This is a genomic window from Streptosporangiales bacterium, assembly GCA_009379955.1.
Lineage (GTDB): Bacteria > Actinomycetota > Actinomycetes > Streptosporangiales > WHST01 > WHST01.
This window is the reverse complement of sequence record WHST01000003.1, coordinates 1-14,481: the sequence shown is the minus strand read 5'-3', so window position 1 is coordinate 14,481 and position 14,481 is coordinate 1. Positions and strand designations below refer to the sequence as shown.

The window sequence follows — 14,481 nt, the reverse complement described above, 5'->3', positions numbered from 1 at the left end:
AGTCACCATGTTCGACCCGAGTGCCACGCAGGCGGCCTCCCGCAGGTTCTCCGTCGCGCTGGCGGGGTTCCTGCGACGCAGCCCGCTGCTCGTCCTCATCGTCGTCGCCGTCGTGACGTTCGGCATCCTGCGGCCGGACTTCCTCGGCCTGCGCAGCTTCCTCGACATCGGCCAGCAGATCGCCGTCACCGCCGTCGTCGCCTTCGCCATGACGGTGGTCATCGTGGCGCGTGGCATCGACATCTCGGTGGGATCGACGCTGTCGGTGTCGGGCGTCGTCGGCGCGCTGCTACTGGGCGCCGGGCTGCCCGCGCCGCTCGCCGTCGTGGCCTGCGTCCTCGCCGGCGCGCTCGTCGGCGCGCTGAACGGTGTGCTCATCGGCGTGCTGCGCGTCAGCCCGCTCGTCGCGACGCTGGGCACGATGGCGTTCGGCGCCGGCGCCGCGCTCGCGCTGTCCGGCGCCTCGTCGATCCCCGTGGACGACGTCGCGATGTGATGCCCGGCGGCAGCTACGTCGGGCCGGTGCCGAGCGCGCTGCTCGTCGCGCTCGTGGTGATGGTCGGCTGGCTGTTCGTGCTGCGGCGCACGCTCTACGGCCGCTGGGTCTACGCCGTCGGCGGCAACATCGAGGCCGCGTCGGCGTCGCTCGTGCCCTCCAGGATGGTGCAGCTGTCGACGTTCGTGCTCGCGGGCGCGTCCGCCGGACTCGGCGCGGTGCTGCTGATCGGCCGTATCGGGTCGGCGCAGCCGCTCGCGGGGCAGGGCCTGGAGTTCGCGGCCATCACGGCCGCCGTCGTCGGCGGCACGCGGCTGTCCGGCGGCTACGGCAGCGTCGGCGGCACGGCGCTCGGCGCGGTCTTCGTCGGCGTCGTCAATGCGGGCCTGTCGTTCCTGCAGGTGCCGCAGCAGTCGATGTACGTCATCAACGGCGTGCTCGTCGTCGCCGCGGTCCTGCTGACCCAGAGCCGTGAGGTGACCAGGCTCATCACCTCGCTGCGACGAGCCGGTGCGCGGCAGGAGGCGTCCGGCGACCCCGGAACGGAGACCGGCACCCGGAGCCTCGACCTGGTCGGCGTCGGCAAGCGGTACCCGGGGGTGACGGCACTCGACGACGTGTCGTTCTCGCTGCGTGCAGGCGAGGTCACCGCGCTCGTCGGCGAGAACGGCGCCGGCAAGTCCACGCTGGTGAAGATGCTCGCCGGCGCGCACGAGCCGGACGCCGGTGCGTTGCGGATCGACGGCGCACCCGTCCGCCTGCGCAGTCCGGAGGAGGCACGCGCCGCCGGCGTGAGCGTCATCCACCAGCACTTCAGCCTCGTGCCCGACCTGTCCGTGGTCGAGAACCTCTTCCTCCGTCGCGAGCCGACGACGTTCGGCGTGCTGCGGCGACGCCACATGCGGCGGGAGGTCCGCCGGGTGCTCGCGGAGCTCGACCTCGTCGTCGACGTCGACGCTCCCGTCGCCGGGCTGCGGGTCGGGGAGCGGCAGCTGGTCGAGGTCGCGAAGGCGCTGCTCGACGACTCCTGGCTGGTCGTGATGGACGAGCCGACGTCGGCGCTGTCCAACCGCGAACGGGAACGCCTGTACGCGCTCGTCCGCACGCTCGTCGACCGCGGCATCGGCGTCCTCTACATCTCGCACCGGCTGGAGGAGGTGTTCGCGCTGGCGCGGCGCGTGGTCGTGCTGCGCGACGGCGTGCTCGCGGGGACGGCCGAGATCGGCGACGTCGACGAGGCCGCGCTCATCTCGATGATGGTCGGTCGGGACATCGGCAACGTCTTCGCCCACCGCGAGACCGAGGCGGGCGACACCCTGCTCGAGATCGACGGGATCGGCGACGGCGGCCGGCTGGTGGACGCCTCGCTGCGCGTGCGCGCGGGCGAGATCGTCGGCCTCGCCGGCCTGATGGGCTCGGGTCGCAGCGAGGTGCTGCGCTGCGCGGCGGGCCTGTCGCGGCACGTCGGCGGCCGCATCGTGGTCGGCGGCACGGAGCTGTCGGCCGGTGCCGCCGGCACGGCCAACCGGCTCGGCGTCGCGTACGTGCCCGAGGACCGGCTGCGCGAGGGCATCGTCGCCGACATGTCGGTGCGCGACAACATCGCGCTGGCCTGGTTGCGGCGGCACGCCCGAGGCGGACTGGTGCCGCGCGGCGTCGCGTCCGTCGTGACGTCCGCGATCGAACGGCTCGCGATCCGGCCGCCGCAGCCCGACCGTCCTGCGGGCGTGCTGTCCGGCGGCAACCAGCAGAAGGTCGTGCTCGCCCGCTGGCTCGCGACCGAGCCGCGGGTCCTGCTGCTCGACGAGCCCACGAACGGCGTCGACGTCGGCGCGAAGGCCGAGATCCACCGGCTGATCGCCGACCTCAAGGACCAGGGCGTCGGCGTCCTCCTGGTCTCCAGCGAGCTGCCCGAGCTGCTCGGCGTCGCCGACCGCCTGTACGTGACGCACGCGGGCCGCACGGTCGGGGAGCTGCCGCACAAGGCAAGCGAGGAGGACGTCATGCGGCTGGCGTTCGGCCAGTCGACCGTCATCGCCTAGTGGAGGGAATCGCGTCGTGACCATCAGGATCGCCGTCGTCGGCACCGGGTTCATGGGCATGCTGCACGCACGCACCGTGGCGGAGTGCACGGAGGCCACCCTCACCGCGGTGGTCGACACCGACCCGGGTGCTGGTAGCCGCGCCGCCGCGGAGCTCGGTGTCGCCCACCACGCCTCGGTGGAGGAGGCGCTCGCCCACGACATCGACGCGTACGTCGTGGCGGTGCCCGACCGCGCGCACGTCGCGCCGGCGAGCGCGATCCTGCGGGCGGGCCGGCCGGTGCTGCTGGAGAAGCCGATGGCGGACACGCTGGACGGCGCACGCACCATCGCGGACGCGGCACGCGAGGGCGGGGCCGGCCTGATGGTCGGGCAGCTGCTGCGGTTCGACCCGCGGTACGTGGGTGCCGCGGAGGCCGTGGCCTCCGGCGCGGTCGGCGAGCCGATCCACGTCACCGCCGGGCGGATCGCGTCGCGCGACGTCGGCCTGCGGATGGCCGGGAGCAGCTCGGTGCTGTTCTACCTCGGCGTGCACGACGTCGACGCCATGCAGTGGGTGACCGGCAGACGCATCGTCCGCGTGTACTCCCGTGCGGTGTCGAAGCTGATGCCCGCCCACGGGATCGAGTCCGAGGACGCGATCTTCACCGTCGCCGACCTGGAGGACGGCACGGTCGGCGAGCTCTTCAACGGCTGGACGCGACGCTCCGACGACCCCGTCGCGATCGACGGCCGGCTGGAGGTCATGGGTACCGAGGGCACGGTGAACGTCGACGTGCGCGACCACGGTCTCCGCGTCTACGGCGGCGACGGCCTCGCCACTCCCGACGCCCTGCACTGGCCGGACGTCAACGGGCGCATCCGCGGCGACCTCGCCGCCGAGGTGCGGCACTTCGTCACCGTCCTGCGCGACGGCGGCGAGTTCGCCGTGCCCACCGTCGACGCGATGCGCAACGTCGCCGTCAACGACGCGATCCTGCGGTCGGTGGAGAGCGGCCTGCCGCAGGACGTCGAGGACGTATGACGGCCCCAGGTCTCGCCAGCAGGCAGGCGTGGTTCCCCGCGCTCGGGGACCGCCGCGCCTACCTCGACACCGCTACCAAGGGCGTACCGCCGGCGCCGGCGGTCGAGGCCGTGCACGACGCGGTCGCGCGCTGGTCGTCCGGCACCGCCGACCACGACGAGTGGGACGCGGCCGCGGAGTCCGCGCGCGGTGCGGTGGCGACGATCCTGGCTGCGCGGACGTACGACGTGGCGCTGGTGTCGTCGCACGTCGGTGCGGCGTCGACGGTCGCGCGGCGCCACCCGGATGCGACCGTAGTCGTGCCTGCGGAGGAGTACCGGTCCAACCTGCTGCCGTGGACGCTCGACCGGGAGCGGGTCCGACTGGTCCCCGAACCCGCGACGACGGAGGCGATCTGCGCGGCTGTCGACGAGGGCGCCGACCTCGTCGCGCTCTCCAGCATGCAGTCCGCCACGGGCTTGCGCGTCGACGTTCCCGCCGTCGTCGCGCACGCGCACACCCGGGGCGCTCTCGTGTACGTCGACGCCAGCCAGTCGCTCGGCGTCGACGCGACGCTGGCGGACAGCGGCGCCGACTTCGTGGGTGCGGTGGCGTACAAGTGGCTGCTCGGCGCGCGCGGGTCGGCGTTCCTCTTCGTGCGTCCGGAGCACCAGACGCGGTTCGGTCCGGTGCTGGCGGGTTCTCCGTCGGCGTCCGACGGCGCGTACTACGGTGCCGGGCACCGGCTCTGGGACGATGCGCGCCGCTTCGACCAGCCCAACGCCTGGCTCACCTGGGTGGCGACCGCCGCCGGGCTGGCGGTCCTGGGGACGTACCGCACCGCGGACCTCGACGCGCACGCGACCGGGCTCGCGACGCGGCTGCTGGACGGTATCGGCGGCCTCGGTCTCCGGCACGGCATCGTCGACCTGGAGTCGGCGATCGTCTCGGTCGCGCATCCCGATCCGGTCGCGGCGGCGGCCGCGCTGGCCGCCGGTGGCATCGCGGTCGCGGCACGGCGGGGCGGGCTGCGGGTGGCGTTCCACCTCTACAACGAAGAGCACGACGTCGAGCGCACGCTGGCCGCGTTGCACGCGGCCGCACGGTGAGGAGCTGACATGTCCGCGGACACGTACCCGATGGTGATCGACGGAGAGGCGTACACACCGGACCGGCCGGTGCGTGAGGTGCGCAGCCCGGGATCCGGCGAGGTCGTGGGCCACGTACGCCTCGGCACCCGCGACGACGTCGACCGCGCGGTGGCAGCCGCTCGCGCGGCGTCCGCGGGCTGGCGCCGGACGTCGGTGTTCGACCGGGCGGCGCTGTGCCGCACGCTCGCCGACGCGGTCACCGCACGCCGGGAGGAGCTCGCGCGGCAGCTCACCGGCGAGCACGGAAAGCCGTATCACACCGAGGGCCTCGGCGAGATCGACGCGGTGGCGACGGCGTTCCGCGACGCGGCCGACCAGGTGGTGTCGCTGCGCGCGGAGTCCATCGCCGTGCGCGACCGGAGCAAGCGGGTGCTCATCACCCGGCGGCCGCGCGGCGTGTACGCGGTGGTGACGCCGTGGAACTTCCCGGTCGCCGTCGCCTCGATCTACTACCTCGCGCCGGGCATCGCGACGGGCAACACACTGGTGTGGACGCCCGCGCCGAGCGTGTCGGGCGTCGCCGCCAGTCTCGCAGAGGTGCTGCACGAGGCCGGCCTGCCGCCCGGCGTCCTCAACCTCGTCACCGGCGAGGGCCCGACGGTGGGCGACGCCGCGATCCGGCACGCCGACGTCGACGCCGTCGGGTTCACCGGCAGCACCGCCACCGGACGCCTGATCGCGCAGGCCGCCGCCGGCAAGCCCGTGCAGCTGGAGCTCGGCGGCAACGGCCCGAGCATCGTGCTCGGCGATGCCGACCTCGACCTCGCCGCGTCCGCGATCGCCGGTGGCGCGTTCGCCAACGCGGGTCAGATCTGCACGTCCACCGAACGCGTGCTCGCCCACGCGAGCGTGGCGAAGGAGCTCGCCGAGCGGGTGGCCGAGCACGCGCGCGCGGTGGTGCTCGGCGACCCGTTCGCGTCCGGCACGACGATGGGACCCGTCCACACCGCGGAGGTGGCGCAGCGCGTCTGCGACCAGGTCGAGGCGGCCGTGGCCGGTGGTGGGCACCTGCTCGCAGGTGGCGGGCGGCAGCCGGGCGCGCCGACGGAGCACTACGTGCGGGCGACGGTCGTCGACGACGTACCGGCCTCGTCCGACCTGCACCGCGCGGAGACCTTCGGACCCGTCGTCCCCGTCGTGCACTGGGACGGCGCCGAGGAGCTCGACGCGCTCGTGCGCGCGAGCCCTTACGGCCTCTCCGGCGCGATCTTCAGCGGCGACCTCGGACGCGCGATGGCGCTCGCCGAGGAGCTGCCCTGCGGGATCGTCAACCTCAATGAGGCGAGCAGCTACTGGGAGCCGAACGTCCCCGCGGGCGGCGCGGCCGGCACCGGCAGCGGGCACGGGCGCACCGGCGGGCCGTGGTCGCTGGAGGAGATGACCGAGCAGCAGGCGATCGTGATCAGGACGGCGCCGCCGGGAGACCTGCGATGACGGCCACGACCGTCCCGCGCGTACCAGCCGGCCTGTCGCCGCGGGCCGCCCGGCTGCTGCTCGTCCTCGCGCCGGTGGTGCTGCTGGTCGTCCTCGTCGTCGCGTTCGCGATCGTCGACCCGCGTATCGCCTCGCCCCTCAACCTGCGCAACGTGATGCTGCAGGCGGCGCCGACGGCACTGCTCGCGCTCGGTGCGTACGTGGTGCTCGTGTCGGCAGGCATCGACCTGTCCGCGGGCTTCGCGGTGGGGCTGGCCGGTGTCGTGATGGCGACCCAGCTGCAGGGCGGTGCGGGGCTCGCCAGGGCGGCGCTGTTCGGGCTGCTCGCGGTCGCCGCGGTGGGTGTCGTCAACGGGCTGCTGGTGGGCGTCGCCGGCCTCCCGCCGTTCATCGCCACGCTCGGGACCATGACGGTCGTCCAGGGACTCACGCTGTTCGCGGCGCCCGACGGCATGGTCGTCGTGGACGAGGCGGTGCTCGCCGCGCTCGGCCAGGGCTCGGTGCTCGGCATCCCGGCCCCGCTGCTGGCGGTCGCCGTGGTGGCCGTCGCGCTCTGGTTCCTGATGCGGCGCACGCGGTTCGGCCTGCGCACGTACGCGTACGGGTCCGACGAGCAGGCGAGCCTGCTGAGCGGCGTGCGGCGCGGGCGGCAGATGCTCTTCGTCTACGTCACCGCGTCCGTGCTGGTGTTCCTCGCGACCGTCATGGTGGTCGCGCAGGTGCCGCTGGTGCAGCCCAACCTCGGCGGCATCACGCTCCTGCTCGATGCGATCGCCGCGGCGGTGATCGGCGGTACCAGCATCTTCGGTGGCCGCGGCACGGTCGGCGGGGTGCTGGTGGGAGCACTGATCATCAGCCTGGTCACCAACGGCCTGCAGGTGCTCGGCGTCGATCCCTCGGCGATCGACCTGTTCAAGGGCCTCATCATCGTCGCGGCGCTGGTCTTCGACGCCGGCATGCGCGTGCTCCACCGCCGCGCGACCCGCGGCGCGCGATGACCTCGCTCGCGACCTGGGCCGCGCCGTGCACCTCGTGCGGGCGCGACGAGGGCGGCTGGTCGCGCTGTCGGGCCTGCGCGGGTGTGCGGGCCGCCGACGGCGCCGCCGCTCCCGGCGCGGGCGTGGGGGTGGGCGTGTGGCGGCACCGGGCGTGGCTGCCGCCCGTGGAGACCGAGGTGTCGCTGGGTGAGGGCGGCACACCGTTGCTGCGCTGCGACCGGTCGGCGGCGCGTGCCGGTGTGTCCCGACTGTGGGTGAAGAACGAGTGCGTGAACCCCACGCTGTCGTTCAAGGACCGTGCGATGGCTCTCGGCGTCAGCCTCGCCCTCGACGCCGGGGCGCGCGGGGTCGTCGCCGCGTCGACCGGCAACACCGCCTCGTCCGCGGCGTCGTACGCGGCGCGCGCGGGACTGCCGTGCCGGGTGGTGTGCGCCGAGTCGGCGGCGGGCGGCCCGAAGCTCGCCGCGGCCGCGGCGGCGGGTGCCCGGGTCGAGCCGGTGGCGGGTGACTTCAGTACGGCGTACGCCGTCGCCACCCGGAGCGAGGCGGACGGCTGGTACCCGCTGACGACGACCTTCAGGAACCCCTGGATCACCGCGGCGCACCGCGGTGTCGCGGTCGAGCTGGTCGAGCATGCGGAGCGCACCGGCGCGGCCGTGCCCGACTGGGTGGTCGTGCCGGTGGGCGCGGGACCGCTGCTCGTCGGCATCCACGACGGCTTCCGTGCGCTGCTCGCCGCCGGGCGCCTCTCCCGCCTTCCCCGCCTGGTGGCGGTGCAGGCGGCCGCGTGCGCTCCGCTGGCGGCGGCCTGGCGCGACGGCGCCGAGAGCGTCACCGCCCTGCCGGCCGGGCACACCGTCGCCGAGGCGATCGCCGACCCGATGCGGGGGTACGAGGACGAGGGCGCACTCACCCTCGCCGCCGTCCGCGACTCGGGCGGCACCGTCGTGGCGGTACCTGACGCCGACATCGTGGCCGCGCGCGACGACCTCGCGCGCGACGAGGGCCTGCTGGTCGAGCCGGCGGCCGCCGCACCGCTCGCGGCCTTGCGGCGACTGCTGGCCGACGGTACCGTGCCCGCGTCCGGCGACGTCGTCCTCGTCGCGACCGGCCACGGCGCGAAGGAGCCGGCGGGAGGCGACCGATGACCGTCCGCGTGGCACTGGCCGGCGCGGGCCGGTTCGGCGCCCTCCACCTGCGGGCGTACGCCCACCTGCCGGCGGAGGTCGTGGCCGCCTGCGACCCCGACCCCGCGCGGCTGGGGGCCGTCCGCGACGAGTTCGGCGTACGACGTGGGTACCCCACCCTCGACGAGCTGCTCGCGCACGAGCGGGTCGACCTCGTCGACGTGGCCGCCGACGAGTCGAGCCATGGTGCGCTCGCGGCGCGGGCGCTCGAGGCCGGTTGCCATGTCCTGGTCGAGAAGCCGCTCGCGCTCGACGTAGGCGAGGCCGAGCGCATCCGCACGCTCGCGGACGACCGCGGTCTCGCCGTCGTCACCGGCCAGGTCAGCAGGTTCGGCGCCGGGTACCAGCACCTGCGCGACGTCGTCGCGTCCGGAGAGCTGGGCCAGGTGGTCAACCTGCGGCTGCGCCGCGACTTCAGCCGGTCGTGGTTCCCGGCGTTCGGCAAGCGCGTGCACCCGGTCTGGGAGTCGGGCATCCATGACGTCGACCTCGCCGTGTGGTTCGCGGGCTCGTCGTGCCGCGACGTGTACGCGGTCGAGCGCAACGTCTCCGGCTTCCCCCACCCGGACACGTTCGTCGCGGTGCTGCGCTTCGACTCCGGTGTCGTCGCGACCATCGAGAGTGCGTGGCTCGTCCCCGACTCCGCGCCGCAGACGCTGCGCGGCTCGCTGGAGCTCGACGGCACGATCGAGGCCTCGTTGGAGGTGCTGGGCGACCAGGGCACCGCGTCGTACCGGCTCGCGCACGATGGTCTGTCGGTGCGCTCCGACCGCGGGCTCGCGCATCCGGAGCTCACGTTGTGGCCGACGGTCGCGGGGCGCGTGTCCGGGGCTCTGGCCGCGGAGCTGGCGTACGCGCTCGATGTCGTCCGCGGCGAGCGGCCGCACGACGTGATGCCCCTGGACGACGCGGTGGAGGGCGTGCGGATCGCGGACGCGATCGTCCGTGCCGGTGCCTCGGGTGAGCGGGAGGAGGTGGCGCGGGGATGAGTGGAGGAAGCGGGCGCGTGGGGCGATGAGCGGGCGTATGGAGCGATGAGCGCGCGCGAACTGACACCGGCGATCCGCCTCGTCGGCAGCGGCACGGACGCCGAGGCGCGGACCTCGCCGTACGACTGCCACGTGTTCCTGCTCGACGGTGGCGGTGCCTGCGCTCTCGTCGACACCGGCACCGGTCTCGGCACCGAGGTCCTGCTCCGCCACCTGGACGAGGTCGCGGCGCTCGACCGGCTCACGCATGTGTTCGTCACGCACTACCACGCCGACCACGCGGGAGGCGCCGCCGCGATCCGTGCCGCAACCGGCGCCGCGGTCTGCGCCTCGACCGGGACCGCGTACGCGCTCGCCACGGGCGACGAGGACGTCACCCAGGTCGCCGAGGCGCGCCGGGTCGGCGTGTACCCGGAGGACTACCGGCTCGCGTCGTGCCAGGTCGACGACGTCGCCGAGGACGAGAAGTCCTGGGAGATCGGTGACCTGCGCGTGACGGCGTACGCCTCACCCGGCCACTGCGACGGCCATGTCTGCTTCCTCGTCGACGACGGCGACACGACCGCGCTGTGCACCGGCGACTCGATCTTCGCCGGCGGGCGCGTCTCGATCCAGGCGATCCCCGACTGTCGCCCGTACGAGTACCGGCTCACGGCATCGCGACTCGCCCGGCTACCGGTCGATGCGCTGCTGCCCGGCCACCTCGACCTTGTGCTCGCCGGCGGCGCCGCGCACCTGGCGACGGCGGCGGAGACGTTCGACCGCCTGGTGCCGCCGCCCAACATCGTGTGACGACGCCGGTCAGGCGCTCGCGCGGCGCTCCGCGCGTAGCAGACACGCGCGCTCCCACAGCGTGATCACGGCGCCGGTGTCGCCCCCGCAGATCTCGGTGATCGACGCCACCGCCTGGCGGGGCGGGAACACCTTGCCGTTGAGATAGCGGTCGATCGCGGACCGGCTGTACCAGGATCTGCGGGACAGCTGGTTGAGGCTGAGACCCGCCTGACCCTTGAGCAGCCTGAGTGTCCGCGCGAGATCGTCGAGCTCGTCTGTACGGTGCGTCACGATGACGCTCGACTCAGTCACTGCGTCCTCCTCGTGCTCGTGGTTCGACCACCAGGAAAGAGGGACGCGCTTGCGGCTCGTTTGCGGATCGGTTGCGCCGCAGTAGACAGCCGACCCGACGCGGGTGTCGGGGTGCCGCCTGGGGGCCGGTGCCGCGAGGGGGCTAGGCCGGGCCGCCGGGGGGTCGGGGGCCGAGGACCGCGCCGTCGAGGAGGGTGGGTGCCCGGCGCCAGGCGGTGAGCTCGGAGCCGCGGGTACGCCATCGGCCGTCGCGAGGGGTCTGCCTGGCCGCCCGGTCGAGCTCGTAGCCGAGCAGTCGCAGCCGGGTCACCAGCAGGTCGCGCCAGGAGGCGGGCAGCCGGGCGTCCGCGGCCAGGGCGAGGCCGTGCCGCAGGCAGAGGCCGTGCGCCTGGGCGAGCTCGTCCGCGCGCGACCTGTCGCCCGCGACGATCGCGCACAGGGCGCGCTCGTCGCGCTCGGCGAGGTCGGCGACCCGGCAGGCGCGGCAGGGGATGGGTCGGAAGGTCGCGGTGAGCGTACGCAGCACCGTGCGGCGCGGTGCGCGGACGGCGCCGCGCCACCCGGTCGGCAGTGCGGCCAGCCGGTCGGCGGCCGGCCGGAGGTCGGCGAGGACGCGGTCGGCGTTGTAGCGGGTGAGCGCGTCGGCGGCCGCGGACCAGCCCGCCGCCGCGAGGTCGCCGAGGTGCGCGCCGCACAGGGCGGCGTCGAGGCGGAGCTCCTCGGGCGGTGTCGGGGTGGTGCCGAGCCAGTCGTACAGCCGCCACCGCGCGCGTTCACGCGCCGTGCAGAGCGGGCAGGCCGGCGTCGCGAGGATCAGCTCGACGTACGCGGCGGTGGACGTCTTGACCGCGCGCTCCTCGGCCTCGAGCACCGCGTCCCTGTGCACGGTCGTCACCCGTGCACGCCGGCGCTGGTCGGGGTCGAACCCGGCGAGGCCGCCAAGTGCCTCACCGGTGCCGGCCTCGAGGGTGCGGACGAGCCGGCGTACGACCGGAGCGGCGGTGTTGGCACGCATCCCCGTGACGAGCGGGCGCAGGTGCGGCAGGCACACGCCCGACCCCGCTTCGTACGCCGCACGCAGGCGGGCGGAGTCGGCGAGCCCCGCGCGCAGCACGCCGAGCACGGTGTCGACGCGGCGCGCGGCGGCGGTGCACGGGGGACAGGGGGCGGTCGGTCCGTGGCCCGCCGCGAGCATGCGTAACCCGGCCGGCACCACGTCGGCGAACAGCGCGGCCGTGAGCCAGCCCGCCGACATGGTCTGGTCGAGCAGCCGCCTCGTGTGCGCCGTGCACAGCCCGAGGGTGTCCTTCATCCGCATCTTCATCGCGGGGTCGGCGTTGGTCTCGTGCTCGTACGTGGCGAACCACGACTCGGCCGCGCCGTCGGCCTCGGCGCACACCGGGCACGGCTCGGCTGCCAGGACATCCTCCAGCCGGGTCAGGGTATGGCCGTCCCACCCGCGCGAGCCGTTCGCCATCAGTACGGAGTATCACACCGGTGGTGAAGGGCACCGTCACTCCACCGTGGTGTGGTGACGGTGCCCTTCACGCGTGGCGCTGGACCCGGACGGGCCTCAGGCATCCCCGGTCTCGTCCTCGTCGTCGGCCGAGGTGTCCGGCTCGTCCTCCGCGAGGATGCGGTAGAGCTTGCGGCGGGCCTCGGTGAGCACCTGCTTCGCCTGCGCCAGCTGGGCGTCGTTGCCGGCCTGGGCGACCTGCATGACCGCGCCGGCGAGCTGGGCGCCGAGCGCGCCGATCTCGTGCACCGCGTCGTCGCCCTGGCCGGAGAGCGCCTCCCACGGGGCGTCGTACTCGCCGGGACGCGACTCGACATGGCTGCGACCCTCGTCGGTGAGCTCGTACGCCTTGCGGCCGTCGACCTCGGTCGTGGTGACGAGACCCTCGTCCTCGAGCTGCTGCAGGGCCGGGTAGACCGAGCCGGGGCTCGGCCGCCAGTAGCCGTTGCTGCGCTCCTCGAGCTCCTGGATCATCTGGTAGCCGTTGCGCGGTCCTTCGCGCAGGAGCGCGAGGATCCCGGCCCGGACGTCACCCTTGCGGGCGCGCCTGCCGCGGCCGAACCCCCGTCCGGGGAAGCCGCGACCGAACATCCGGGGGTCGAACCCCGGAGGGCCGCCGAACGGGAACCCGCCGGCCGGTCCGCGCCGGCCGCCGCGCGGACCGCGCCGCCCGCCTCCGCCACGATGCCGCGGGTCACCGCGGTCCTCGTCTTCGGCGGCCGCCGCCCGGAGGGCGAACGTGCGGGGGGCGAACCAGGGACCCGGCCCCCTGCTGTGTGGCCCACTCCAGGGGCCTCTCATTGCTTCGCTGTGCGACATCGTTGAGTCCTTTCTCGACTGTCTACGATGGGTCAACGATATATCGGGATAGGTCGGCTGGCAGGAGCGGCTTCGATCGGGGGCGGGCGATTCACCGGCGCGTGGGGATGCGGATAGACTCGGCTCTCCCATGTGGTGCGCCGTGCGCGCACTCCATCGCACCGGTCCCGGTGCGACCCCGCTCATGCGACGGATGCGACCACCGTCCAGACAGTGCAACAAGGAGTTCCCCCGTGTCCGAGGTCCGTATCCAGGCCGAGCCGCGCACCGAGTTCGGCAAGGGCGCCGCGCGTCGTGTCCGCCGCGCGCACAAGGTGCCCGTCGTCTTGTACGGCCACGGCACCGATCCCAGGCACCTGTCGATGCCGGGACACGACCTGATGCTCGCGCTCAAGGCGCCCAACGTCCTGCTGCGGATCGACGGCCTCGCCGAGTCGGAGCTGGCGATCCCCAAGGCGGTGCAGCGCGACCCGATCAAGGGCATCCTCGAGCACGTCGACCTCCTGCTCGTGCGGCGTGGTGAGAAGGTCAGCGTCGACATCCCGCTGACCATCGTCGGCGAGGTCGTCGTGGACGGCATGCTCGCGGTGCAGCTCAACAGCCTCACCGTGCAGGCGGAGGCCACCCACATCCCGACCGAGTTCGAGGTCAACGTCGACGGCCTGGCCATCGGCGAACAGCTCACCGCCGCCGACGTCAAGCTGCCGTCGGGCGTCGAGCTCGACGTCGACGGCGACCTGCTCGTCCTCCACATCGTGCCCGCCCCGACCGCCGAGGAGCTCGAGGCAGACCTCCCCGACGCCGAGGCGGAGACCGCGGACGAGGGCGGCGAGGAGACCGAGGGCGGGGCCGGCGAGTCCGCCGATGCGGAGACGCCCGAGCCCGCCGAGTCCTCGAGCTAGTGGGGGACTAGTCGTCGAGCCGACCGTGGACGTGCCCGCGTCGGGTCCGTGGCTGGTCGTCGGTCTCGGTAACCCCGGTCCGACCTACGCGGGCAACCGGCACAACATCGGGTTCCGCGTCGTCGACCTGCTCGCCGAGCGGCGCGGTGCCCGGTTCAAGCGCCACCGGTCCCGCGCCGACTTCGCCGAGGACCACGTGGCCGGTCAACGCTGCGTGCTCGCCAAGCCGCAGACGTACATGAACGACTCGGGCACCGCCGTCGCCGGACTGTGTGGCTTCTTCAAGGTGGCCACCGAGCGCCTCGTGGTCGTGCACGACGAGCTCGACGTGGAGTTCGGGCAGCTGCGGGTCAAGCTCGGCGGCGGGGACAACGGGCACAACGGCCTGCGGTCGATCAGGCGGTCCATCGCCTCCGGTGAGTACTTCCGCGTCCGCTTCGGTGTGGGGCGCCCGCCGGGCAGGCAGGACCCGATCGACTTCCTGCTGCGCGACTTCGGCAGGGCCGAGCGCGCCGACCTCGACTACCTCGTCGACCGCAGCGCCGACGCCGTCGAGTCGCTCCTGGCCGACGGCCTCGAGCAGACGCAGAACCTCTACAACGTGCGGCCGCCTGCTTGTTGACGGCGATGCTCCGCACTACGCGGCGGACACGCTCTCACGCACCGTCGCCGATCCGTCCACATCTTGACCGTTCGCGGGCCATGAACGCCGGGTGACCACTAGTAGTACTTTGTTATGTCGAGTCTGCGGGGGTGGGTGGGCGTGGCAGGACGGGTTGCAGGCAGAGACGGCAAGCGCCGGTCCAGACGCCGAGTAGGGCCTGGAGTTCGCGGAGGACGGCGTAAAGAGTCAGGCCG

General features: G+C 73.8%; 12 protein-coding genes and 1 pseudogene. 10 read left to right on the top strand and 3 right to left on the bottom strand.

Annotated elements, in window-relative coordinates:
* The first annotated feature begins 7 nt into the window (after positions 1-7).
* The 8 genes and pseudogenes from GEV10_01430 (at position 8) to GEV10_01395 (ending at position 10,092) form a co-directional block, all read left to right on the top strand.
* Positions 8-2,538, top strand: a pseudogene (locus GEV10_01430) (ATP-binding cassette domain-containing protein).
* Positions 2,539-2,590: 52 nt separating this feature from the next.
* Positions 2,591-3,562 (top strand): hypothetical protein, encoded by a 972-nt coding sequence (locus tag GEV10_01425; GenBank protein ID MQA77140.1) that lies wholly within the window; start codon positions 2,591-2,593, stop codon positions 3,560-3,562.
* Positions 3,559-4,650 (top strand): aminotransferase class V-fold PLP-dependent enzyme, encoded by a 1,092-nt coding sequence (locus tag GEV10_01420; GenBank protein MQA77139.1) that lies wholly within the window; start codon positions 3,559-3,561, stop codon positions 4,648-4,650. The genes GEV10_01425 and GEV10_01420 overlap by 4 nt, the downstream gene beginning before the upstream one ends.
* A gap of 30 nt (positions 4,651-4,680) precedes the next feature.
* Positions 4,681-6,126, top strand: coding sequence for an aldehyde dehydrogenase family protein (locus tag GEV10_01415; GenBank protein ID MQA77138.1), 1,446 nt, complete (start codon positions 4,681-4,683; stop codon positions 6,124-6,126).
* Positions 6,123-7,124 (top strand): ABC transporter permease, encoded by a 1,002-nt coding sequence (locus GEV10_01410; GenBank protein MQA77137.1) that lies wholly within the window; start codon positions 6,123-6,125, stop codon positions 7,122-7,124. The genes GEV10_01415 and GEV10_01410 overlap by 4 nt, the downstream gene beginning before the upstream one ends.
* On the top strand, positions 7,121-8,272 hold the full coding sequence (locus GEV10_01405; GenBank protein ID MQA77136.1) for a pyridoxal-phosphate dependent enzyme: 1,152 nt from the start codon (positions 7,121-7,123) through the stop codon (positions 8,270-8,272). The genes GEV10_01410 and GEV10_01405 overlap by 4 nt, the downstream gene beginning before the upstream one ends.
* Positions 8,269-9,300 (top strand): hypothetical protein, encoded by a 1,032-nt coding sequence (locus GEV10_01400; protein MQA77135.1) that lies wholly within the window; start codon positions 8,269-8,271, stop codon positions 9,298-9,300. Before GEV10_01405 ends, GEV10_01400 begins: the two co-directional genes overlap by 4 nt.
* A gap of 45 nt (positions 9,301-9,345) precedes the next feature.
* Complete coding sequence (locus GEV10_01395) at positions 9,346-10,092, top strand: MBL fold metallo-hydrolase (protein MQA77134.1); 747 nt, start codon at positions 9,346-9,348, stop codon at positions 10,090-10,092.
* Positions 10,093-10,101: 9 nt separating this feature from the next.
* Here the strand turns inward: GEV10_01395 and GEV10_01390 are convergent, their stop codons facing one another.
* From GEV10_01390 to GEV10_01380, 3 genes are all read right to left on the bottom strand, one after another.
* Positions 10,102-10,386: a helix-turn-helix domain-containing protein gene (locus tag GEV10_01390; GenBank protein ID MQA77133.1), complete on the bottom strand. Its 285-nt coding sequence runs from the start codon at positions 10,384-10,386 to the stop codon at positions 10,102-10,104.
* Between the two features lie 142 nt (positions 10,387-10,528).
* On the bottom strand, positions 10,529-11,863 hold the full coding sequence (locus tag GEV10_01385) for a hypothetical protein (protein MQA77132.1): 1,335 nt from the start codon (positions 11,861-11,863) through the stop codon (positions 10,529-10,531).
* 96 nt (positions 11,864-11,959) lie between these two features.
* A complete protein-coding gene (locus tag GEV10_01380; protein ID MQA77131.1) occupies positions 11,960-12,721 on the bottom strand; it encodes a PadR family transcriptional regulator in 762 nt (253 codons plus the stop codon).
* Between the two features lie 233 nt (positions 12,722-12,954).
* Between GEV10_01380 and GEV10_01375 the strand changes: the two genes are divergently transcribed.
* Positions 12,955-13,623: a 50S ribosomal protein L25/general stress protein Ctc gene (locus GEV10_01375; GenBank protein ID MQA77130.1), complete on the top strand. Its 669-nt coding sequence runs from the start codon at positions 12,955-12,957 to the stop codon at positions 13,621-13,623.
* On the top strand, positions 13,586-14,245 hold the full coding sequence (locus GEV10_01370) for an aminoacyl-tRNA hydrolase (protein ID MQA77129.1): 660 nt from the start codon (positions 13,586-13,588) through the stop codon (positions 14,243-14,245). The genes GEV10_01375 and GEV10_01370 overlap by 38 nt, the downstream gene beginning before the upstream one ends.
* Positions 14,246-14,481: the final 236 nt, after the last annotated feature.

Coding starts and splice junctions, on each gene's coding strand:
- GEV10_01425 (MQA77140.1), top strand. CDS start 2,591: ATGGGCATGCTGCACGCACGCACCGTGGCGGAGTGCACGGAGGCCACC.
- GEV10_01420 (MQA77139.1), top strand. CDS start 3,559: ATGACGGCCCCAGGTCTCGCCAGCAGGCAGGCGTGGTTCCCCGCGCTC.
- GEV10_01415 (MQA77138.1), top strand. CDS start 4,681: ATGGTGATCGACGGAGAGGCGTACACACCGGACCGGCCGGTGCGTGAG.
- GEV10_01410 (MQA77137.1), top strand. CDS start 6,123: ATGACGGCCACGACCGTCCCGCGCGTACCAGCCGGCCTGTCGCCGCGG.
- GEV10_01405 (MQA77136.1), top strand. CDS start 7,121: ATGACCTCGCTCGCGACCTGGGCCGCGCCGTGCACCTCGTGCGGGCGC.
- GEV10_01400 (MQA77135.1), top strand. CDS start 8,269: ATGACCGTCCGCGTGGCACTGGCCGGCGCGGGCCGGTTCGGCGCCCTC.
- GEV10_01395 (MQA77134.1), top strand. CDS start 9,346: ATGAGCGCGCGCGAACTGACACCGGCGATCCGCCTCGTCGGCAGCGGC.
- GEV10_01385 (MQA77132.1), bottom strand. CDS start 11,863: ATGGCGAACGGCTCGCGCGGGTGGGACGGCCATACCCTGACCCGGCTG.
- GEV10_01380 (MQA77131.1), bottom strand. CDS start 12,721: ATGTCGCACAGCGAAGCAATGAGAGGCCCCTGGAGTGGGCCACACAGC.
- GEV10_01370 (MQA77129.1), top strand. CDS start 13,586: ATGCGGAGACGCCCGAGCCCGCCGAGTCCTCGAGCTAGTGGGGGACTA.